At 57.5% G+C, this 22908-nt stretch carries 14 protein-coding genes; 10 read left to right on the forward strand and 4 right to left on the reverse strand.

All coding sequences use genetic code 11. From position 1 onward, the window contains the following. Positions 1-313: 313 nt before the first annotated feature. Positions 314-436, reverse strand: a complete 123-nt coding sequence (locus VGR81_14475) for a hypothetical protein (protein ID HEV2290145.1) — start codon at positions 434-436, stop codon at positions 314-316. 277 nt (positions 437-713) lie between these two features. Here VGR81_14475 and VGR81_14480 point away from each other — a divergent pair, with 277 nt between their 5' ends. Both VGR81_14480 and VGR81_14485 read left to right on the forward strand, forming a co-directional pair. After that, positions 714-1487 (forward strand): hypothetical protein, encoded by a 774-nt coding sequence (locus tag VGR81_14480; GenBank protein HEV2290146.1) that lies wholly within the window; start codon positions 714-716, stop codon positions 1485-1487. 132 nt (positions 1488-1619) lie between these two features. Continuing rightward, positions 1620-1949, forward strand: coding sequence for an oxidative damage protection protein (locus tag VGR81_14485; protein HEV2290147.1), 330 nt, complete (start codon positions 1620-1622; stop codon positions 1947-1949). Between the two features lie 73 nt (positions 1950-2022). Here the strand turns inward: VGR81_14485 and VGR81_14490 are convergent, their stop codons facing one another. Both VGR81_14490 and VGR81_14495 read right to left on the reverse strand, forming a co-directional pair. Beyond that, positions 2023-3315 (reverse strand): ATP-grasp domain-containing protein, encoded by a 1293-nt coding sequence (locus tag VGR81_14490; GenBank protein HEV2290148.1) that lies wholly within the window; start codon positions 3313-3315, stop codon positions 2023-2025. A 118-nt stretch (positions 3316-3433) separates the two neighbouring features. Beyond that, the gene (locus VGR81_14495; protein HEV2290149.1) at positions 3434-4795 is read right to left on the reverse strand and encodes a CUAEP/CCAEP-tail radical SAM protein; all 1362 of its coding nucleotides are present in this window, start codon (positions 4793-4795) and stop codon (positions 3434-3436) included. 135 nt (positions 4796-4930) lie between these two features. Between VGR81_14495 and acnA the strand changes: the two genes are divergently transcribed. Then, positions 4931-7606 (forward strand): aconitate hydratase AcnA, encoded by a 2676-nt coding sequence (gene acnA / locus VGR81_14500; protein HEV2290150.1) that lies wholly within the window; start codon positions 4931-4933, stop codon positions 7604-7606. 56 nt (positions 7607-7662) lie between these two features. On the opposite strand, the gene VGR81_14505 is transcribed toward acnA, so the two are convergent. Next, on the reverse strand, positions 7663-11322 hold the full coding sequence (locus tag VGR81_14505; protein HEV2290151.1) for a hypothetical protein: 3660 nt from the start codon (positions 11320-11322) through the stop codon (positions 7663-7665). 510 nt (positions 11323-11832) lie between these two features. On the opposite strand from VGR81_14505, the gene VGR81_14510 reads away from it, so the two are divergent. The 7 genes from VGR81_14510 to VGR81_14540 all read left to right on the forward strand — a co-directional run bounded on the left by VGR81_14510 (position 11833) and on the right by VGR81_14540 (position 22835). Next, a complete protein-coding gene (locus VGR81_14510) occupies positions 11833-13047 on the forward strand; it encodes an efflux RND transporter periplasmic adaptor subunit (protein HEV2290152.1) in 1215 nt (404 codons plus the stop codon). A gap of 30 nt (positions 13048-13077) precedes the next feature. Continuing rightward, positions 13078-13791 carry an ABC transporter ATP-binding protein gene (locus tag VGR81_14515; protein ID HEV2290153.1) on the forward strand — a complete coding sequence of 238 codons (714 nt, stop codon included), beginning with the start codon at positions 13078-13080 and terminating at the stop codon, positions 13789-13791. A gap of 82 nt (positions 13792-13873) precedes the next feature. Further along, a complete protein-coding gene (locus VGR81_14520; GenBank protein ID HEV2290154.1) occupies positions 13874-16351 on the forward strand; it encodes an ABC transporter permease in 2478 nt (825 codons plus the stop codon). A gap of 256 nt (positions 16352-16607) precedes the next feature. Continuing rightward, on the forward strand, positions 16608-17702 hold the full coding sequence (locus VGR81_14525) for a c-type cytochrome (GenBank protein ID HEV2290155.1): 1095 nt from the start codon (positions 16608-16610) through the stop codon (positions 17700-17702). Between the two features lie 318 nt (positions 17703-18020). Further along, the gene (locus VGR81_14530) at positions 18021-18698 is read left to right on the forward strand and encodes an ABC transporter ATP-binding protein (GenBank protein ID HEV2290156.1); all 678 of its coding nucleotides are present in this window, start codon (positions 18021-18023) and stop codon (positions 18696-18698) included. A 217-nt stretch (positions 18699-18915) separates the two neighbouring features. Continuing rightward, positions 18916-20121, forward strand: coding sequence for a SpoIIE family protein phosphatase (locus VGR81_14535; protein ID HEV2290157.1), 1206 nt, complete (start codon positions 18916-18918; stop codon positions 20119-20121). A gap of 227 nt (positions 20122-20348) precedes the next feature. Further along, the gene (locus VGR81_14540; protein HEV2290158.1) at positions 20349-22835 is read left to right on the forward strand and encodes an ABC transporter permease; all 2487 of its coding nucleotides are present in this window, start codon (positions 20349-20351) and stop codon (positions 22833-22835) included. Positions 22836-22908 lie beyond the last annotated feature (73 nt).

The following is a 22908-nucleotide window of genomic DNA, read 5'->3' on the forward strand; positions in this document are numbered from 1 at the left end:
AAAATAACCAAACCTCGGAGAGCGGCAGTCAACGTGCGAGCAAACAGTTCTCGGTGGGAACTCTCGGTATAAGTTCGGTACAACTGAGGGCGGGAGTTCGGGAGAGAGAACCTGTAAGCGACGCTCAGCAAAGCTTTTAGAATTTTCGTCTGCTTTCTTAGAAGGCAGACGCTCTATCCAACTGAGCTACGGGCGCATCTTTACGGGATTGTAGCAGGTGCGCTGATTTCCCGCCGAAAGATTAGCCCAAGAACCGTTGAAAAGCGAAGCAAGTGTGAATCGCTCCGGCTGCGCTCGTCCACGCCAACGAGCATCACGTCCAGTAAACCAGGTCAAATCGAACCTCTTGCGTGATCCTGATAGCGAAGATTCCATCGTAAACCAATAAAAGGCAGTAGATCTCCTCTTCCAGCCCCGACGGCAGGACTTCGGCCATGCGTTTTTCGTTTCGGTCACCAGGATCCGCATACATGTCTCCACGGACGGAATGCAAGGCTCAACCTCATCGGCAAGGCTCTTGCATAGTTAATAGAGGGGCGCAGTTTACAGGGGACGGAATTATAAGCGGATCAATAGCTTGCGGGGCCTTGACGCGGCCAGATGGGCGATTTCGATCCATAAAACTGCAATACATTGCAGTTGGCAAACGGGGGCAACTCGAGCGACGCAGATAGCGCACAGCGGTAGTGGACTGGGAAGTAAGCGGGGGAAAAATGCAAAAATCCGTTACGGCGATTTGGAATGAGTTGAAGTCTTGGCGAGGCAGCATAGCGGCGATTTGCTTTGCAACAACCGGCCTCCTATTGATTCCTTCCGCCTGCGTCAATGCACAGAACCACACACGCGCAGCATCAAATCAAGTAAACGCGCAGTTGCGCTTCGAAAAAAATCATGGGCAGACGGACGCGCAGGTCAAGTTTCTCGCGCGCGCAGCAAATTACAGCATTTTCCTGACGAGCGAAGAAGCCGATGTGGTGCTTCATCAGGAAGCGCAGACATCTGGTCCTTCGGCGCGTGGCAAAATCATTGTTGTGCGCGCCAATGCCAGCGTGCTGCGAATGCGTTTTGCGAATTCCAATCCTCCGACAAGAATGATTCCATTTGATCCTTCCCGTCCAAATCTTTCTTCCTCACGCGCAAGTGCCAGCTCCAGCGCCGTGGCCTATCGCGGCCTTTATCCCGGCGTCGACGTGATATTCCGCGGCGATCAAAAGAAGATCGGATTTCAGTTGAATCTGTCACCCGGCGCCGAAACCGATGACATCGCCCTGGAGTTCGATGGCACGCAGGGAATCACGCTCGATGCCGCGGGGGACGCCGTCGTGCATATTGGCAAAAGTTCGCTCGTCATCGAGAGGCCGGTTATTTTCGAGAACAGAAATGGCCAGCGCGAGCAGCTGGCAGGTGCATACCGCGTGGGACCGCACAACCGGCTGCAATTCGTCATCGTCCCTCCGTCTGTTGACGACCAGCTCTCCTCGGACTGAGCTTTTATTTATTTCTGGGATCGCCGCAACTCGCGATCGTTCCTGTTTTCTCTGCCTCTAGGATTTCGCGTGGATTTGCAGTATCTTCGAGAAGTATCGTCAATGTGCAGACACAAGAGTTCGGAGGAGTGAATGGCTGACGAGTGTCAAAGTCCCCAACCACAACAAACGCCGGCGCCTGCCGGAACGCGCATGGTGAAATGCGTGAAATTCGGCCGCGAAATGCCCGGCCTCGATCGCGTGCCGTGGAAGGGCGAACTGGGGAAACGCATCTACGAAAATGTCTCCAAAGAAGGCTGGAAGATGTGGATCGAATATTCGAAGATGCTGATGAACGAATACCGCTTGAATCCTCTTGATTCCGGTTCGCAGAAAATCATGGAAGAGCAAATGGAAAAGTTTTTTTTCGGCGAAGGCGCACAATTGCCGCCCGGTTACGTCCCGCAAAAATCCAAGGGCTAAAAAACCGTTCTGGCCGAATTCTTCCGCCTCAATCCGAATCGATTTGCACGCATTCTTGGGAATTTTCCGCCGGCTACGCGGAGAATTTTCTGCTCACAGGATGTTCAACGGGCAGTCGCGGAGAAAACACGAAATTCAGCCTGGCATGCGCTTCGCGCAGGGCCGCTTCTACATCCGCAGGCGACGAGGCGCGCGCGAAAATGAATCCAAGATAGCTCGCGCCTTCGGGCCACGCCGCCACGTAATCTCTCTTCCGTGCCGTGATGCGAATTTCTGTTACGTGCGATACGTCTTCGGCTGCATCCAGCCCCTCGACGCCTTCGAAAATGCCGCTTCGTGGCACGGGAATCATCATCACGCCCGAAGCTTCCGTCTCGCGCTCCGCATCCGTTCCTCCGAGTGCCAGCGCGTGGCGCAAAAGAAGTTCTTCGAGCGAAATCCGTCGCGGGCCAAAGCGAACCGCACGGGAACAAAGCCCGCCGATAGGGCGCGGCGCGATTTCCAGCACCCACGGGCCATCTTCATTGATCCTGAACTCCGCGTGCGCGGGGCCATGCGTGAGGTTGAGAGCTCGCACGGAGCGCGCCGCGCAATCGCGCAAAGCGAATTGGTCCGCGTCCCGAAGTCGCGACGGCGTCAGGTAAATCGTTTCCTCGAAATACGGGCCTTCGAGCGCGTCCGGTTTGTCGAAAATGGCGAGAATCCGCAAATCGCCGCAATCCAGCAGACCCTCGACGGCGACTTCCGCGCCAGGGACATATCGCTCCACGAGCAAACGATCGAGACCAGATTCCCGCGTCACGCGAATCTCCGGAGATTCAAGCAGTGCTCGAATACGTGAAACCGCATTTCGAAATTGTTCCCCATCGTCTGCGCGAATCACGCCCTGGCTCGCCGCAAGCGAAAGCGGTTTGACGACGCACGGAAATTTGACGCGCGGGAGAACATTTTCGGGTGCCTCGTTGATTGCGAAAGAGAAAAAATCGGGGACAGGCAACCCCGCGGCTCGCAACGTCTCGCGTTGCGCGAGTTTATTTCGGCAGCGTTCGACGGACACGGGATCGTTGCCGGTCAAACCTAGTGCGCGAACTGCGTATGCAGCCGCCGGCGTCGGGCGGTCGCCTAGCGCGAGAATCGCATCCGGCGGATTTTGCGCGAACTGCCGCGCAATTTCATTCGCTGCCTCTGGGGGATTCTCGAAATGCAGCGGCAGCGCGCCGTCGCTCCACGGGTCGTCAAGTTTGTGGCAGCGATCGGTCGCGAATTGAACTTCGACGCCGAGCGCATCGGCGGCTTCGGCAAAGCCGCGCGTCTGATAACCGAGCTTGCTGGCGAGAATGAGCAATTTCTTCCGCGCTGCCCTCATGTTGGATTCGCTTCCAAGAAATGGCTCTCGCGTCGAAATTTCACACGAATGCGTCCGACTGCCGAAGCGCTTTCTTTATCTTCGCGATGGGGGCCAACTGGTCCCCGGTCGGCTCGGCTCAACAATACCAGGGCTCCGTGAGGTATGGAATCGTCGCGCGAGACGCCAGAACAGGCTGCTGCTTCGCAATTTCGCTCGCGCCCGTAGCGCGCCGTGCCGCTTCCTCGACGCGCTCGAAGATCCGCCAGCGTGGCCGGCCGATTTTTTCTCCTGCGTGAACGATCTGCTGCAGTTCTTCGCAAAGCGCATCCACGCGCGGGTCGGGATGTTTCCAGGGGTAGATCATGGCACGCTCGTCGAATGGCGCGACGATCTCTCGCACTTCATTCAGTTCGAGCAAGAGCGAGCCTCCGGGAATCAGCAGCCGGATGGCCAACTGAATGGGCGCGACATTTTCTATCAGTTCGTTCGCGCGCAGAACTTCAAGCAGATCCAGATAACTTTCCAGCGTCGTCCACGGCGTAAAAGGCATAAAGGTTGGCTGCAAAGTCAGGCCGATCTCGCGAAATCGTGCCGCGACGCTCAGAAAATCAGCGCGCGTGTGATGTTTTTCGAGCTTTTCGAGAACGCCGTCATCCACGGACTCGACTGCGCTGGTGACGAACAGGCAGCCAGTGTTGCGGAGAAGGGGCAAGTGTTCCGCGTGTTTCAGCAAGTGTTCGATTTTGATTGTGGCGTCGTAGGTTACTGCGGGAAATTCATTGTGCAGCGCTTTCACGAGCGGGATCGCATGCCCAATACCATTGAAAAAATCGGGATCGCCAAACGTAATGTGCCTGGCCCCTGCCGCAATCTGCTGGCGGACGTCCGCCAGCACCACGTCGCGATCCACAATCCGGAAAACGCCTTTGTATACTGGCACAATCGGGCAGTGGCGGCAGAGATGCTTGCATCCGCGGCTCGCTTCCGTGTAGCCAACGGTCCGGCTCTCTCCGCTGGGAAGCGTCAGCCTGGCGTATCTGTCCAGCGGTACGAGATCGCGGCGCTCAGGCACAACGAACTTTTGCCGCGCGAGGGAAACGACTGGTTCTTTTTGCGCGCCGTGCGCGTCTCCCGCTTCAACTCGCGCCGCCAGGTCGCAGAATCCCTGTTCAAACTCGCCGCCGAGAATCGTCTGTACGCCGAGCTTGCGCAACCAGGCTTCGTTCACCGGTGCATAGAGTCCAAAAAAGCAAATGTGCGCTTCGGGATTGACGCGGCGCACAATGGTCAGCGCTTCCGTCGCCAGGCGCGTCGCGGTGTGCATCGGGACATAAAATGCAATCAAGTTCGCATTGCGGACTGAGACTTCGTTGAATTCCTCGCGGGAGAGGTCCAGGCAAACGACTTCGTCGCCGCGTTTGCGCAGCCACGCGGCAGGAGACGCCAGGCCAAATGGCTGGCGTCCAAGCTCGTAGGTCGAAATCAGAAGAACTTTCATTCCATCCGCGCCATCAAAATTATGGCATGCACCAAGCTCGTGGCACAAATGCGCAGCGCGGCCCCCAAATTCCGAAAGCGCGGACGGATGATTGCGTTATCATAGAATGTTTCGGAGAGGAGCAGACGTTCCGTCATGGCTGCCGCGCCCAAGAATTCTTTCAATGCACGCTCTACGCTCAAAGTTGCAAATGAATCCTTCGAAATTTTTCGACTGGAAACGCTGGAACGAACGGGCAAGGGAAAAATTTCACGCCTTCCGTTTTCATTGAAAATTTTGCTCGAAAATCTGCTGCGCCAGGAAGACGGTCAATTCGTTCATGCCGAAGATATTTCCGCGCTGGCGAATTGGGAGCCGCGTGCCGAGCCTTCCCAGGAAATTTCGTTTCTCCCCGCGCGCGTGCTGCTCCAGGACTTCACCGGTGTGCCCGCCATCGTGGATCTTGCGGCGATGCGCCAGGCTATGAGCAAACTCGGCGGCGACGCGAAAAAAATCAATCCGCTCTTTCCCGCCGAGCTGGTGATTGACCACTCCGTGCAGGTCGACCAATTCGGCACGCCGCAATCCTTCGCATTCAATTCGGAATTGGAATTCATGCGCAATGTGGAGCGCTACGCATTCCTGCGCTGGGGACAGAACAGCTTCCGAAATTTCAAGGTTGTGCCGCCGGACACGGGAATTTGCCATCAGGTGAACCTTGAGTATTTGTCGCGCGTCGTGTTCCGCCGTGAGGAGAACGGGAAGCAATGGGCTTATCCCGATTCTCTGGTAGGCACGGATTCGCATACGACCATGGTCAATGGTCTTGGCGTTTTCGGCTGGGGCGTTGGCGGCATCGAAGCCGAAGCGGCGATGCTCGGCCAGCCGCTTTCCATGCTGATTCCACAAGTTGTGGGATTCAAGCTGCACGGGCGCTTGCATGAAGGCGCGACGGCGACGGATTTGGTTCTCACCGTCACGCAGATGCTGCGCAAAAAAGGCGTCGTCGGAAAATTCGTCGAGTTTTACGGCACAGGCCTTTCGAGCCTGACGCTTCCCGACCGCGCCACCATCGGCAACATGGCGCCGGAATATGGCGCGACAATGGGATTTTTCCCGGTCGACGCCGAAACGCTCGCCTATCTGCGTTTCACCGGCCGCGATGAGGGGCAAGTGCGCTTGGTGGAAGCGTACACGAAGGAACAGGGCCTGTTTCGCACGGATCAAACGCCCGACCCGGAATTCACCGATACGCTCGAACTCGATCTGGGCGATGTCGTCCCCACAATCGCCGGACCGAAGCGCCCACAGGATAAAGTGCCGCTGACACAGGCCAAAGAAGTATTCGAAAAGTCGCTGACCGCCGCTCCGAAACACACAAGCGTGCAAAATAATGGCGACCGCTTCGAACTCGGCGACGGCTCCGTGGTGATCGCAGCGATCACGAGCTGCACAAACACATCGAATCCGTCGCTGATGCTCGGCGCGGGAATTTTGGCGAAAAAGGCTGTCGAGCATGGGCTGAAATCGAAGCCTTGGGTGAAGACCAGCCTCGCGCCCGGCTCGATGGTCGTGAGCGACTATCTGAAAAAAGCCGGCCTGATGACTTATCTCGAAGAGTTGCGCTTTCATCTCGTCGGCTATGGCTGCACGACCTGCATCGGCAATAGCGGCCCGCTTTCCGATTCGATCAGCAAAGCCATCAAGGAAAACGATCTCGTTGCCGTTTCCGTCCTGAGCGGCAACAGAAATTTCGAGGGCCGCATCAATCCGCTCTGCCGCGCCAATTATTTGGCTTCGCCGCCTTTGGTTGTGGCGTATGCGCTCGCCGGGCGCATGGATTTCGACATGGAAAAGGATGTGCTCGGCACCGATCCGTCCGGCAAGCCCGTCTATCTCCGCGACATTTGGCCTTCGCCCCAGGAAGTCGAGACGCTGATGCGCTCTTCCTTGACCAGCGAAATGTTTCGCAAAGAATATCGCGACGTCTTTACCGGAGACAATCGCTGGCGCGCCCTGCCCGTCCCCGAAGGCGATCTCTATCAATGGAACGCCAAATCTACGTACATCAAATTGCCGCCATTTTTTGAGGACATGCCGCCGAAGCCCGCGCGCATCGAGGATTTGCGCGGCTTGCGTGTGCTCGCCGTGCTCGGCGACAGCGTGACGACCGATCACATCTCGCCGGCCGGCTCGATTCCCGCGGATAGTCCAGCGGGCAAATATCTGATCGCTCATGGTGTGCAGCCGAAGGATTTCAATTCCTATGGCGCGCGCCGCGGCAACCATGAAGTCATGATGCGCGGAACCTTCGCCAACATACGTCTGCGAAATCTGCTCGCGCCGGGAACCGAAGGCGGCTGGACGCTGCATCAGCCGAGTGGCGAAAAAATGACCATCTTCGACGCCGCGGAAAAATATCGCGCCGAAAAAACTCCGCTCCTCGTGATCGCCGGCAAAGAGTACGGCGCGGGTTCATCGCGCGACTGGGCCGCCAAAGGAACCTTGCTCCTCGGCGTTCGCGCCGTGCTGGCGGAAAGCTTCGAGCGCATTCATCGCAGCAATCTGATCGGCATGGGCGTCGTGCCGCTGGAATTTCAGAATGGCGAGACAGCCAAATCGCTCGGCCTCACGGGCCACGAAATTTTCGAAGTGGAAGGCCTCGCAGACCAGTTCAAGCCGCGAAAAATTGTCCGCGTGCGCACCCGTGACGCTGCCGGGAAGGAAAAAACATTTTCCGCTGTCGCGCGAATCGATACGCCCGTCGAAGCCGCGTATTACCAGCACGGCGGGATTCTTCAGTACGTTCTGCGCCAGATGTCGGCATCCTGATTCTGGGCACAAAAAGGGGCGAGCATTCCTGCCCGCCCCTGTGTGACGCCAATCTACTACTGATCAGTAAGGTTTACATTGTTGTTGGAGAGTCCTCCGCCCGGTGCCGGATTGTAAGCGTTCGTCAAAATCGTCACGCTGGTTGGCGGCGGCCCGCCATTGTTCGGAGGCGCCGAGCTGCTGCATCCGCCGATCAGAGCCAGCAGAAATACAGTTGTCAGCGTTGCGCCGAGCACGAGCCGCCGCTTCGCCGGCAAATTGATGAGCAGCAGCAGGCCGAGGATAGCCGCGCAAAACGCGGCAAGCAGCCAATAGCCTCCCGGCCCGTATGGTCCGCGATTGACCGGCGTCACAGGAACAGTTTTGGTCAGAGATATGGACGAGAGACCCGCCGGCACCGTCACCGTAAACTGGCAGTTTCCACCGCTGCAGCTCAGTGAGTTCGAGTTCTGCGCCAGCGCTGTCGTGATGCCGTTCTGCGTGAGGCCTTGCGTAATAGGAGTCCACAGCAACTCCGTATTCGCGGTGAAATTGCTGCCCGTCACCAATAAATTGGTTGCCGTACCAGCGGTAATCGTCTGCGAGTTCCCTGGACTCGTAACCACATTGCCCAGAACCGGCAGCGGCCCCTCGACGCTGAAATTCAATGAATTTTGCACTCCTCCCGAAACGCTGACGGGCACGACGCCAGAGCTGGCGAGTGCCGTCGTTGGGACCGTGACCGTAATTTGCGTCGCGCTCGCGGCGGTTGGTGTCAGAGGGGTCGTCCCAAAATTCACCGTCGGAGTCGCAGGAAAGCCCTGGCCATTCAACGTCAGTGTGACGCTTGTCCCGACGGTCGTACTTGTCGGGAAAATTTGCGTCAGTGCGCTTGCTGGCAGTCCGCCGAGTTGCAAATCCCATACGCCGCGGCCATGCGTGCCGACTTGCAGTACGCGCGCCGTCTCGTTCAGCTTGAGCGATGTGCATTCCACTTGCGGAAGTCCCGGAGCAAGCTCTGCCCAGTTTATTCCACCATCTGTAGTGATAAACACGCCCACATCCGTCGCGATGTAGAGCGTGCTATTGGTCAGGTCGTTCGGGTCGACGACGATGTCGTTCACCGGCGTGTCTGGCAAATTATTGCCAGAAATATTCGTCCAGGATTGTCCCCCATTCGTCGTCACGTAAAGATGTCCGAGGCCGTCGCAACCGAAACAACTCGAAAAACCCGAGTAGCCGACGAACGCCGTCGTGGAAGACATCGGGCTTGCTGTAATGGCTGTGACGTAGCGCTGCGGCATGCTGGTTGTGCTGATTTCACTGAACGTCGGCGATGGCGCTGTTGCGTTGGTCGACACGAAGATCGCGCCCGTGTCCGTGCCGCCGTAAATCGTGCTGGACGAATTCGGCGCTACATCCATTGCCGTCAGTACGCATCCGCTGGCGCAGCCTGTGCCGCTTGCCGTGTTGAAAATCGACGCCCAGGAAATTCCTCCGTTCGTGGATTGCCACACCTGGCTCGTTCCAAAGTAAACGTTCTGTGGCGCGGAAGGATCGACAACCATGGGCGGAACGAAATTGGCGTTGTCCGCGTCCATGGCCGGCGTCTCCAGCCCAATCCAGTTCGAAAATTGCCCGGTGCCAACGAAACCGTCGGATTGATTCTTGTTCATCTCGCCAAACTGCCCGATCGCTTCACAAGCCGCATAAACCGTGCTTGGCGTCGAAGGATCGATCGCCGTCCATCCGCCGTCGCCGCACACCGCTCCATCAATCCACTCTTGCGGGTTCGATGGATTCCCGTTTGCCGCCGGATTGAATTGCTGCGTGCCATTGTCCTGCGCCCCGGCGAAAGCGATTTCCGGGTTGGACGGAGAGATCGAGCTACCCGGATAAAATTGCGTGAGATTCAGCGTCCCGTTCAGGTCGTTCCAGGTCTGGCCTCCATTCCCGGCCAGCACGCTGCCTCCTCCGCTCGGCGAGCCCCAGACGCCGCCATCATTGCCCACGTAGACTGCGCCATTCGGATCGAAGGCAAATGCGTGCGTGTCCACGTGAATGAATGCTCCTGAGGAATTGTCACAGCTGGCATCGTTCCATGTCGTTCCGCCATCCGTCGAGATGAGGACATCGGAAACGCCGGAATTCGCCGGGACTTGGCCGCACTGGACGCTGTTGTTGCCCCCGTTTGAATTTTTGCCCAGCGCCGCCGGGCCTCCGCCCAGCAGAATTATGTTTGCATTACTGGGATCAATGCTGACGGTCATGTCGTAAAAGCACTGCGCGTTGCAAAATATGGGAGCAGTGCCCGTGTTGACTACCGCGAACGTATTTCCGCCATCTACGCTCTTAAACAGTCCGAGAAGGTTCTTCGACGAAGTCGTGATGTCTGCGATGGCCACGACAACTTCAGTGTTCGATGGGCTGCTTGCCGGGCTCGACGGTCCCACGGCGATAGTGATGCGTCCGTAGTTTGATTTGCTTAGTCCCGCATTGGCGGCGGCGGTATCGAGGCCCGCCAGTCGCGTCCAGGTCATGCCATTATCCGTGGATTTATAAACGCCGTTATTGCCTTCCGGGTTTGCTGAGCTGCATGTGCCGCCGCTCCCCGTGCAGAAGGGAACCCCAAGAGCTGCGAACGCAGTATTTCCCGTGCTGTCGTTGGGATCGAATGCCACGCTGGTCGCGTTGTCATACTGGCCGTTATCGCCGGAGTAGGAGCTCGGCGGATCCAGCGTCCAACTCGCGCCCCCATTTGTCGAGCGCCAGATGCCCGAGTGCGATTGCGCGCTGATTCCTTCGACCGCGGCAAGAAGAACTTGTGTGGCTCCGCTCGTCGCCGGATCCACGGAAATCGTTCCGATGAATGGGCCTGCAAATTGGCTGCTTTGCGGCGTAATCGATGGTGGAATTCCCCCCGCTTCGATTACGAATGTATTGTCCTTCACCCACGTGGTCCCGCCGTCATGCGAAATCAATACGCCCGCGCCGTAGAAGCTGTCATAGGCAAAATTCTCTTCGCCAGTCCCGTAATAGATCGCGCCCGTGTGGCCGCCCGCACTGGGCGCGCCGCCTGTGCAATCTGCGGCCACAGGGTCGACGGCAAGCGAGCCTGTCGAAATGGAAATCTGATTGTCCGTCATCGGCGCCCACGTACTGCCTCCATCCGTAGTCTTCCAGACGCCGCCTTCCGCTCCTCCGGCATAGACTGTATTGCCCGTCGCATCGCACGGGTCGACGGCGAGGGCATTCACGCGTCCCGACGTGAAACCGAAAAAATCGCTGGAAGTTGGCTGGGGCCCCAATGGAGTCCACGTCGTGGAACTGATCGCGACCGGCGAATTGCTGAAAGTCTTTGTGGAACCTTCTGCTGCCAGCGACGGTGAAGCTGCAAAGCGGCCCATGAACGTCCCATTTGCTTGACGCATCTGCGCCTTTTGGCGCAAGGCTTTGACGCGGGCATCCGCCGGAATGTAACCGAGAGGATAGGCGCGCTGTTGGAAGAACCACTGGGCGCGCTTGCGGATTTGCAGCGCGGAGTCGCGCTCATTCTCGCCCTTGCGGGCCTCGCGAACAGCCGGCTTCTGTTGCTGTCCAAGGAGCGGCAGAATCGCGCCGGCAAGCAACAGAGCGGAAAGCGTGAAACTGGCCGCCACCCGGTGATTCATCACGAAGCGTCCCGCTTTGGCGAAGATCGAACTCACTCGCGGTAAATTCCATTCATCGAAACTCACTCTGCTCCTCCTCGGACTGCAGGTTGATTATTTAAGACGCGCGACTCATATCAAAGTTTTTTACTGCGCTTCCAGTTTCGGTCCATCCATGTTTCATATCCGTGACAAATTTTCCGCCGAAAAGCGGCGGCGCCGCAGGAACGCCCCAATCGCTTGGCTTAGATGCAAGATACAGCCGTATAGATATCAAGGTTTAGCCCAAAACGGAACTGTGCTCGAATCATACCCCCTCGGATGCAATTAACACACTGCTCGAGCTAAAGTTCCAGATTCTTCAGTTACGCCGGGGCTGGAGGCGATCAGAAAGTCTCTGATTGTGTGTTCGCTTGTGGGACGAGCGAGTCCCACAATCGGGCGTGCAGTATTCCAGAGCAAGGCGTATAATTATTGTAATTTCAAGAGATTGAAAGAGTTAATTGGCGGACATGGCGGCATGCCAATTGCGACTAGCCACGCCAGGAGAACGCGACCTTGGACATTGTTCGGCCAGAAGTTAAGCGAAAAAAGCGGATGCGCCGGATTATGTATATTTCGGCGGTGGTTGTTTTGGTGCCTCTGGTTACATGGGGCCTATCCAGGCTCAAGCCCGCCCCGCCCACTGTGGATGGCTCCGTCATTTATACGGACACGGTTAAGCGCGGAGATATGCTCCTGCAAGTTCGCGGTCTGGGCACTCTCGTCCCGGAAACGATTACCCAGATTACTCTCAACACCGATGGCCGCGTTTTGAAGCGCCTGATTCTTCCCGGCGCGCCGGTCAAACCCGATTCCGTGATCATGGTTCTGACCAATCCTACGCTGGAGCAGCAACTTCTCAGCGCGCGCTATCAATTGAAATCCGCGCAAGCGCAGTTGAGCAGCCTGCAAGCGTCTGTGAGTAACAATTTGATGTCGTTGCGCTCCACGGCCGCAGGAGTACGCTCGCAATACCGCCAGGCCGAAGTGCAGGCGGAGGCCGACCAAGCCGGATACAAGGTTGGTGTCGTCGCGAAGGTCATTGCCGAGAAATCCCAGGTCGCGGCCGTCGAATTGAAATCGGAAGACGAATTGGCGCAGAAGCAGGTGGACGACTTCGAGAAATCCGTCCAGTCGCAACTGGCTGTTCAGGAAGCGGTCGTTTCTCAGGATCAGGCGCAAGTGGACTTGTACCAAAGTGAAGTGAATGCCCTGACCGTGCGCGCTGGCATTGATGGCGTGCTGCAAGATGAACCCGCTCAGGTTGGCCAGGACATGCAGCCCGGCTCGGAATTGGCCACCGTTGCTCAGCAATCGAAATTGAAGGCCGCTCTGCAGATTGCCGAAACGCAAGTCGGCGACGTTCGCCTCGGCCAGAGCGCCTCGGTCGACACCCATAACGGCCTGATTCCCGGCCATGTCATTCGAATCGATCCTGCCGTTGCTAACGGAACCCGTACTGTCGACGTCCATCTGGATGGGCCGCTGCCCGCCGGCGCGGTTCCCAATTCGAGCGTCGAGGGCACGATCTTGATCGACAAACTGACAGACGTCCTCCACGTCGGCCGCCCCGTCCACGGCGATCAAAATAGCCAGGTCGGGCTCTTTAAGGAAACGCCCGACGGCAAGGAAGCAGAACTTGTGAATGTCGAGATTGGCAAAGCCTCGGTCAGTGATGTTCAGATTCTGCGAGGTCTGAAAGTCGGCGACGTCGTCATTCTTTCCGACATGTCGGCTTACGACAATTTTCCGCGAATTCGCATCCACTAGTATTACTATTTGAAGGTAAAGGAGAAAGGTATGAACAGCCCGGAGAAAGCCCTCATTCATCTCGATGGCGTGACAAAGGTCTTCTTTACCGATGAAATCGAGACCCACGCCCTCGCCGGTGTCCATCTCGAAATAAAAGTCGGTGAATTCCTCGCTATTGCCGGTCCATCGGGCTGCGGCAAATCAACTCTGCTTTCCATTCTCGGCCTGCTTGATTCGCCCACCGATGGCAATTACACGCTCAACAATCAGCCCGTCGCGAATCTTTCTCTTTCGGATCGCACGCGCATTCGCAATCGCGAAATTGGCTTCATCTTCCAGGCGTTCAACCTGATCGGCGATCTCACCGTCTTCGAAAACGTCGAACTGCCGCTGACCTATCGCAGCATGGCCTCCGCCGAGCGCAAGCAGCGCGTTCAGCAGGTGCTCGAGCGTGTCGGCATGGCTCATCGCATGAAGCACTACCCGTCGCAGCTCTCCGGCGGTCAGCAGCAGCGTGTCGCTGTCGCGCGCGCTTTGGTCGGCCAGCCCTCCATCCTGCTGGCGGACGAGCCTACCGGAAACTTGGACTCCAAGAACAGCGAAGCGGTGATGGATTTGCTCCGTCAGTTGCACGGCGAAGGCGCCACGATTTGTATGGTGACGCACGATCCGCGCTTCGCGGGCGTGGCCGATCGTTCGATTCACTTGTTTGACGGGCGCATCGTCGAAGAAACCACGCACGCTCGCACACAAGCGGTCTAATAGAGAGCGTTAACAGACCTTTTTCCCCGGTCAATGGTTCTAAGGCCGGGGGTGTGTCTGTGCGTAGAGGGGAGGCGGCGCGATGAACAACTTCTGGCAGGACTTCCGTTTCGGCATCCGCACGCTTTCCAAAAATCCTGGATTCTCTGTCATGGCCATTCTCACGCTGGCTCTGGGCATCGGCGCGGCAACTTCCATTTTCAGCGTCGTAGACGCCATCTTGCTCCGTCCGCTCCCGTATCCGAATCCCCAGCAGCTCGTGACCGTGTGGGAACTCGAAGCCCACGGCCATCGCGCGCATCCAGCGGATCCGAACTTCCTCGATTTTCGCGCCCAGAATCGCACATTGAGCGCGCTGGCCATGTTCGCCGCGATTCCCGAATCCGTTTCCGGCGGAAGCGAACCCACGCGCATGAACGTTGGCTTGATCTCTCAGGATTTTTTCAAGGTGCTCGGCGTTGAGCCTTTTCGCGGGCGTACATTTGCGCCGAATGAGCTTGTCGAGCACGGTGCGCCGGCGATCATCGTGAGTTATGGCTACTGGCAGCGATTTCTCGGCGGCGCCGCGGATCTGTCCCAGGTTCGCCTGACCGTAAACGGAACGGTCTATCCCGTCATCGGTGTGATGCCGCAGGGATTCGATTTTCCTTCCGGCGTGGAAGCTTGGGCCGCCTGGGAACGCTACGGCTGGGGAACCAGCCGCACATCCCACGATGGCGAAGGCATCGCGCGTCTCCGTGATGGTGTGACCCTCGCGCAAGCGCGCGCGGATCTCGACACCATTGCACGCCGCATCAACGCGAAATACGGGAAAACAGAAAACTCCGACTATTTTCTGCAAGACGCTGAGGTCATTCCCTTCGCCGATGAGATGGTCGGGAACGTACGCACCTCTCTCCTGACGCTTTTCGGCGCTGTGATTCTGTTGTTTCTGGTCGCCTGTGCAAACGTCGCCGGATTACTGCTCGCGCGCATGTCGGCACGCCGCAAGGAATTGGCTGTGCGCGCCGCGCTGGGCGCTGGCCGCGGACGTCTCGTCCAGCAATTGCTCGCCGAATCGCTGGCTCTGGCATCGGCTGGCGGCGCGCTGGGAATTTTGCTTGCGGCGTGGACCGTGCGTTTGCTCCCCGCGATCCTTCCGGAAAGTCTGCCGCGGCAGCAGGGCATCGCGCTCAATGGAATCGTCGTGTTGTTCACTGTGGGTGCGACGGTGATCGTCGCCTTGGGCCTCGGTCTTTTCGCCGCTTGGCGTGCCAGCCGCGTGGATTTGAACGACTCCCTCAGCGCCGGTTCGCGCAGCTACAGCGGCGGAAGCCACCGGGCGCGCAGCGCTTTGGTGATTGGCGAAATTGCCGCCACGCTCATGCTGCTGGTCGGCGCGGGTCTTTTGGGCCGGAGCTTCTTGCGGTTGGTTTCCGTCAGTCCGGGTTTCGACGGCCAAAACTTGCTGGTCATGAAGTTTTCGCTTCCCGTCCCCGAGGATGGTCCCATGACCCAGGCGGATATCGTGCGCCAGACGCAGTTCCTCGATAATGCATTGGCGCGAGTCCGTGCCATTCCCGGCGTCGAATCCGCGGGAGTAACCGGCGCGCTTCCCATTGCTGATCCCGATGGCTTTCCCGACGGCCTGTTCTTGATTCTCAATGGCCAGCCAGGGCCCAAGAATTTTGATGAATGGGGACGTATGGCGCTGAACCCAAAACAAACTGGCGAAGGGGATCGCGCTGTGACGAGCGGGGGTTTTTTCCGCGCTGCCGGGGTTCCATTGATCCGCGGCCGCCTTTTCAATGAGCAGGATGGTGCTGACGCACCGAACGTCGCGCTAATCAGTCAGTCGCTCGCGAAGGAAAAGTGGCCAAACCAGAACCCTGTCGGCCAGACGATCGACTTCAGCAACATGGACGGCATCTTGAAGCCTCTCACGATTGTCGGAGTTGTCGGCGACATTCGCGCGGAAGGACTGAACAAGCCTGCGCCTGCGCTTGTTTATGTGGATTATCGCCAGCGCGGTCTCGGCGGCAATAGCGCGCCCGCCATTGTGTTGCGCAGCAAGCTGCCGGCGGGCGCCATTGTCCCTGCGGCGCGTGCAATTTTTCACGAGCTCGATCCTAATATTCCCGTGGAATTCACCACCTACGCCGAAGCCTTGGGCGGCTGGATGGCGGAGAAACGCTTCCTCCTGCTTCTTGCCGGGGCGTTCGCTGGCGCGGCATTGGCCCTCGCAGCCGTCGGCATTTACGGCATCATCGCTTTCTCAGTGACGCGCCGCACGCAGGAAATTGGCATTCGCGTCGCCCTCGGCGCGCAACGCAGCGATGTCCTGCGTCTCGTCGTCGGCGAAGGAGCGTGGCTGGCCGCCATCGGCGTGGTTGTCGGCATCGCTTTGTCATTCGCGGTCACGCGACTGATGTCCAGTTTGCTTTTCGGCATCACGGCAACCGACCCGCTCACTTTCTTGATCGTCGCTGTGCTTCTCGCGCTCGTCGCGTTTCTTGCTTCCTATATTCCGGCGCGCCGCGCCATGCGCGTGGATCCGATTGTGGCTTTGCGCTATGAATGACGCTTTTTCGCGCATCGACGTTGGGTTAGTTTGAATTTCTGGATCGTGACACAAGGAGTCAAAATTCAAACTGACCTAATCACCGTCGCGTCGGAGGGCTACGCGAAATCCTCTCGGAAAGGTAGAATGCCGGGAACCTGGACCATCGGTTATGCGTCTTGGTTATGGATGGCCCAGTGTTCGTGAACGCTACTTCCGGGAGGGCATAATGCGGGAGATGTTCGCAAGATTGGAAATGAGAGAATTTGTAGCAAAAATGCGAGTTCTGATTCATCCCACGGTTTTGGCCGCTGCCGCGACTCTGGCCCTGGCGATGGGCCTTGGCGTTCAAGCGCAGCAATCGCAGATGGCCCAGCCGGCTCCTGCGGAAAAGACTGCGGGAGAGCAATTCAAGAATATCCAGGTCCTCAAGGATATTCCCGCTTCGCAGCTCCTGCCCGGCATGCGCTATATCACTTCCGCTTTGGGTGTCGAGTGTAACTATTGCCATGTCGAGGGCAATTTCCCGAGCGATGATAAGCGCGCAAAGCAAACCGCGCGCCAGATGATGACCATGCTTTTCGCGATCAATAAAGACAATTTCGAAGGTCGGCCCGAAGTGAGCTGCTTCACATGCCATCAGGGACATCATGAGCCCATGGGTGTTCCCGCTCTGCCTCCGGAAGCGGTTGAGCCGGATTTCTCTCGCCTCGCGCCGGGTGCTCCCACGCTGGACGCTGTACTGGCCAAATTCGCGCAGGCTAAGGGCGGAGCCGACGCACTGAATAAGATCACAACGCGCGTGCTCCAGATGGATGAGACGCACAATGGGCAAACATTCTCTGGAGAAATGTATCAAAGAGCTCCAGACGAAATGTATTCCGTCATGGGCAGTTCGCAGGGAACTACGACCGCGGGATTCGACGGCACGCATTCTTGGGTCACGACGAACCGGGGAACTTTTGAGCCGAGTGGATTTTACGCCATTGTCCTGAGCCGCGAGGCACAGATAAATCCAATCGCTGCGTTGAACGGTTACACGTCCAAGCGGCTTCGCGGACAGGCGAAAATCGGAGACGCAATGACTTGGGCCGTACAAGCGACCGCGCCCGACGGCATTCTGGAGTTTCTCTTCTTCGATCAGCAGTCCGGTTTGCTCGTGCGTCGCATGATTCGTGATCGCACGATATTCGGCGCTCTGCCCATCGAGGTGGACTATTCCGATTACCGCCAGAATGACGGCGTGAATATTCCGTACAAGATTACGTGGTACACGAACGGGCAAACATCCACCTATGTGATCAAAGATGTGAAGGACAACGTGCCCGTGGACGACTCGAAATTTATCCGCCCCACGCCGCAATCGCACTAGGGCGGCGTAGCGCGGGAAAAGTGCAAACGAAGCGGTTCGCCGGTTCGCAAGCTGGGCAGCTTCCAAATCGGCATTCGGCGAACGAGGGGCTGGCAGCCCGCAGTTTTGAGTTTCAGGCGTCTCTGCCGGCCTGTGCGGTAAAGTGAGTCATGGCGAACAAAAAGCAAAATTTCTAATCGCCACACGGCTGCGATTAGAAATGGGTGTAAGTCATTGAAAACACAGCATCGCCTCATTTCTAATCGCCACATTTCGCACTCTGCTTAGGTTCGCTATAATTAGGTCCGTTGAATTTGCGGGAGATGAAACGTGATTCGAATGATCGATATCGAGAAGTTTTACGAATCTGGCGCCGGTAAGACCTGGGTGCTGCGTCGCATCAACCTGGACATGCGCGAGGGCGAATTCATCACCATCATGGGCCCCTCCGGTGCCGGCAAGTCCACGCTCATGGGCATCATCGGTATGCTCGACGGCGCATGGAAAGGCCAATTTTATTTCGCCAATCACGAAGTCCACAAGCTCGACAATCGCAAGCGCGTCGAGCTGCACAAGAAATACATCGGCTTTGTTTTCCAGCAGTACCATCTGCTCGACAATCTGACAGTCGCAGAAAATCTGGATCTCCCCCTCTCCTATCGCGATATCAAAAAGTCCGAACGCGACGGCATGGTCGCCGACATTCTTGACCGCTTTCAAATTGTCGGCAAAAAAAATCTCTATCCCAATCAACTTTCCGGCGGACAGCAGCAGTTGGTCGCCGTTGCGCGCGCGGTCATCGGCAATCCGAAATTGATCCTCGCTGACGAACCCACCGGCAGCCTGCATTCCAGTCAGGGCAAGATGATCATGGATCTGCTGAAACGATTGAACGATGAAGGCACCACAATCATTCAGGTGACGCACAACGAAGCCTGGGCCGCCTACGGAAATCGCATCATTCAACTGGCCGACGGCTGGATTGTGGATGGCGCATCCCAAGCCACGCGAGCCTGAAACTTGGCGCACTCTCTGCGTCCGACTTTTTGGAGTTTTCTGTGTTCTATGATTTTCAGCTTGTCAAAATTAGGATAGTGTCCGGAATCGGGACAATGCAGTCCCGCTACCGGTCGGAATGCAGCGAAAATCCCGCGTCTTGAGTTTGTAATCGTTTTAGTTTCATGTAATTAATTCTCGCAGGCGTTGGCTCTGAAGCTGCCTTGGTGTCATTGCCGTGGAATCTGAAATCAAATCCGCAGCGGATTCGTCCTCGAACACGAGTACGCAACCGCTGCGCCTTCTTGTCGCCGACGATCAGGCCGACATTCTCGAGGCCTTGCGTTTGCTGCTCAAAAGCGAGGGCTACCAGCTCGAGCTTGTCAACTCGCCGGCAGCGGTTGTCGCTGCTGTTTCGCAACGTCCCTTTGATCTGCTTCTCATGGATCTGAACTACGCCCGCGACACCACGTCCGGACGAGAAGGCCTGGACTTGCTCTCGCAAGTTCACATGATTGACGACACGCTGCCGATTGTGGCCATGACAGCCTGGGGGAGCGTGGAGCTGGCCGTCGCCATCATGCGCGAAGGCGTGCGCGATTTTGTCCTGAAGCCGTGGGACAACGCGCGCCTTCTCGAGACAGTGCGAATCGAAATCGAGAAGGGCCAGCGTGTGCGCAAGGCCAAACTGGACGATCAGGAACACGCCAAAAAGCTCAAACGCGCAGCCGGCGACATGGAAGAAGCCAAGCGCACACAACTGGGTTTTCTTCCCAAAGAGATTCCGCAAATTCCCGGGTGCGAGTTTTCCGGTTCCTGGCTTCCCGTGCATGGCATCGGCGGCGACTATTTCGATGTGATCGAAGTAAATGCGAACCGCTTCGCGCTGACTATTGCCGACGTGGCGGGCAAGGGCATCGCCGCGGCGCTCCTGATGTCCAATCTTCAGGCCACGGTCCGCAGTCTGGCCGTACAGGACCTCCCGCCGGCGAACCTGGCCGAGCGGCTCAATCGCATCATCGCGAAAAATACGGCTTCGGACCGCTTCATCACTTTCTTTTACGCGATTTTTGATGCGCAGTCCCGCCGCTTGCTCTATTCCAATGGAGGACATAACGCGCCCATTGTGTTGCGGCGCGACGGCTCCATTGACCGCTTGAGCTCTGGCGGCCAGGCGCTCGGTATTTTTGAGGAGGAGCGCTACGAACAAGAGGAAGTTGCGCTGGCGGAGGGCGATCGCCTGGCGCTTTTCACCGATGGAATAACCGAAGTTTCCGACGGCACCGAGGAAGAATTCGGCGAAGCGCGTTTGCTCGAAATTCTCCAGCAGAGCCGCTTGCTCAGCGCCGCGGAAATTCAGAAAAAAGTCCTAAGCCGCGTTGCTGAGTTCAGCGGCGAAAAATTTCAAGACGACGCCACGCTGATTCTCCTGGCTATCAACTGAAGCACGAAGGCACAGACCTTGCTGTTTTTCTCATTTCCTTGCGGCTGGCGGAGTTGCGCTCTGGCATTCGCCCGCGGAACTGCGGCCATATTGGACCCGCCCATCGGCTCCCGCAGCCATTAAAATGAATAGGCAAATTGTGTTGCTAAATGGTATATAGATGCACCTGTATCGGTCAGAGGCAGACCGGTTGGCGCTCACTTTCTCCGGGAATCGAATAAAGCTGAATGGGAAATTTCTGGCGCGATTTGGAATACGGCTGGCGTCTGCTCCGCAAGAACCCCGGATTTGCGGCGATCGCGGTTTTGACGCTGGCGCTGGGCATCGGCGCCAACGCAGCCATTTTCAGCATCGTCAATGCCGTTGTTCTTCGCGCCTTGCCATTTCCTGAGTCGCAGCAATTAGTTGACGTCTGGACGACCGATTTCAACCGCAAACTGACACGCGGCTCGACGCCGCCCGCGGATTTTCTCGATTGGCGCGCGCAATGCCATGTCTTCCAGCATCTGGTTGCGTACCAAACCTGGTTTTTCAATCTCACAGGCGCCGGCGAGCCAGTGCAGCTCTGGGGCGTTCACGTCTCCTGGGATTTTCTGGACATGCTCGAAGTGAAGCTCGCACTGGGCCGCACGTTTCGGCCCGATGAGGAGCAGCCCGGGCATGATCAAGAGGTCATCATCAGTTACGGGCTCTGGGAGCAGCGCTTCGGAGGCGATCCTCGCATCGTCGGCCGCAACATCACGATTGATTACAAGCCTTATACCGTCGTGGGCGTTCTGCCAAAGGGATTCGACATCTTCGGTACCACCGGAACGGCGCGCCAGCTGGATCTCTGGATGCCTCTTTCCTTTCAGCCGAGTGAAATCCGGCGCGACAATCCTTCTCTGATCGTTCTGGGGCGCCTCAAGCCGGGCGTCTCTGTCGCGCGCGCAAATGCGGACTTGCAGCCGATCTCCAGCCGTCTTTCCATGGAATATCCGGCGACGAATCAGGGAACCGGCGTGCTGGTTATTTCCATGCGCCAGGATCTCAGCCAGCACGGCGGAAACTCGATGTTCATTTTGCTGGCCACCGTCGGTTTGGTTTTGCTGATTGCCTGTGCGAACGTGGCGAATCTGCTTCTTTCGCGCGCTTCGGCACGGCAACGGGAAATGTCCATTCGCTCTGCGCTTGGCGCACGCCGCTCGCGTGTGATTCGCCAGCTTCTCACGGAAAGTGTTCTCCTCGCTTTTCTCGGCGGCGCAGCAGGGCTCTTGCTTGCCCATTTTGCGCTCGAGTTCTTGCCGGCTCTCCTTTCCCGCATTGGCGCAGTCAATCAGGTGCCGCGTATGGGTTTAATCGGCATCAATCTGCCGGTCTTGCTCTTCACGCTCGGCGCTACGATTGCCACGGGAATCATTTTCGGCCTCGCTCCGGCCTTTCAAGTTTCAAAAGCCGATCTGAACGAATCGCTCAAGGAAGGCGGGCGCGGTTCCGCCGGTGCGGTACGCAGCCGCTTCACGCGGAACATCCTGGCGATTTCCGAAGTGGGGCTCTCGCTTGTCCTGCTGATCGGCGCAGTGATGTTGATTCGCAGCTTTCACGACATGCTTTCCGTGGACCCGGGTTTCAATTTGAAAAATGTCCTGTCCATGCAGGTCTGGCTCCCGGAATCCCATTATCCGAATGAAAGCCAGATCCGAACATTTTTTCAGCAGCTTACGCCGCGCGTGCGCGCCTTGCCCGGAGTCAGCTCCGCCAGCGCGATTAACTTTCTGCCGCTGACGGCCTGGACGGACTTCGCGAATTTCGATATCAGCGACCGGCCGGCTCTCGCTCCACGGCTGGAATATGTTGCTCAGTATCGGATCATTGCTCCCGGTTATTTTCGCACCATGGAGATTCCTCTCCTGCGCGGGCGTTATTTTGCAGACACGGACGATAGCCAGTCTGCGGGCGCGGCCATCATCAATGAAGCCCTCGCCAGACAATATTGGCCGAACGAGGATCCGCTCCAAAGCCGCATCCGCCTGCACTTGCAGGAATCCACATCGTCTCCGTGGCGCCCGGCGGTGAGCGATTCCTGGCTGAACATCGTCGGCATCGTGAACGACGTTAACGATCCTGCGCTGGGCCGCTTCGGAGGGGACGCGAAGCCCGGGCTACTCTATCTGCCTTACGTGCAGGCCCCTTCGCGCATCATGCGCATCGTGCTTCGCACCATCGGTCCGCCGATGGCGCTCACCAGCGCAGCCAAGAGCGCGGTCCAGTCGGTCGACAAAGATCAGCCTGTGACAGACGTGCATTCGATGGAAGAACTCCTTTCCGAATCGGTTTCGTCGCAAGCCTTGAATACCACGCTGGTCAGTTTTTTCGCTGCACTGGCGCTGACCCTTGCTGCCATCGGCATTTACGGCGTGATCTCCTATGGCGTCGAGCAGCAAATGCATGAAATCGGTATTCGCATGGCTCTGGGAGCGCAGCCGGCAGACGTTTTGCGCCTTGTGATTCGCCAGGGTATGAAACTCGCCCTTATTGGGATTCTGTTTGGACTTGTTGGGGGTTACGCCATGACGCGCCTTCTGGCCAATCTCACCTTCGGAATCAAATCCCTCGACCCAATTGCCGCTTTGATTGCCATCGCCATTTTGCTTACCGTCGCGCTGCTGGCGTGCTATATCCCCGCCCGACGCGCGACGCGAATTGACCCGATGCAAGCCTTACGGTATGAATAGTCGCCGATCGCCACGCTGCCGCAATTTGCGTTGTTCATTCTAGCCAACGAACTGTCCGAAAACGAACAGTGCC

This window comes from Candidatus Acidiferrales bacterium, from assembly GCA_035934015.1.
Classification (GTDB): Bacteria; Acidobacteriota; Terriglobia; order Acidiferrales; family UBA7541; genus DAHUXN01.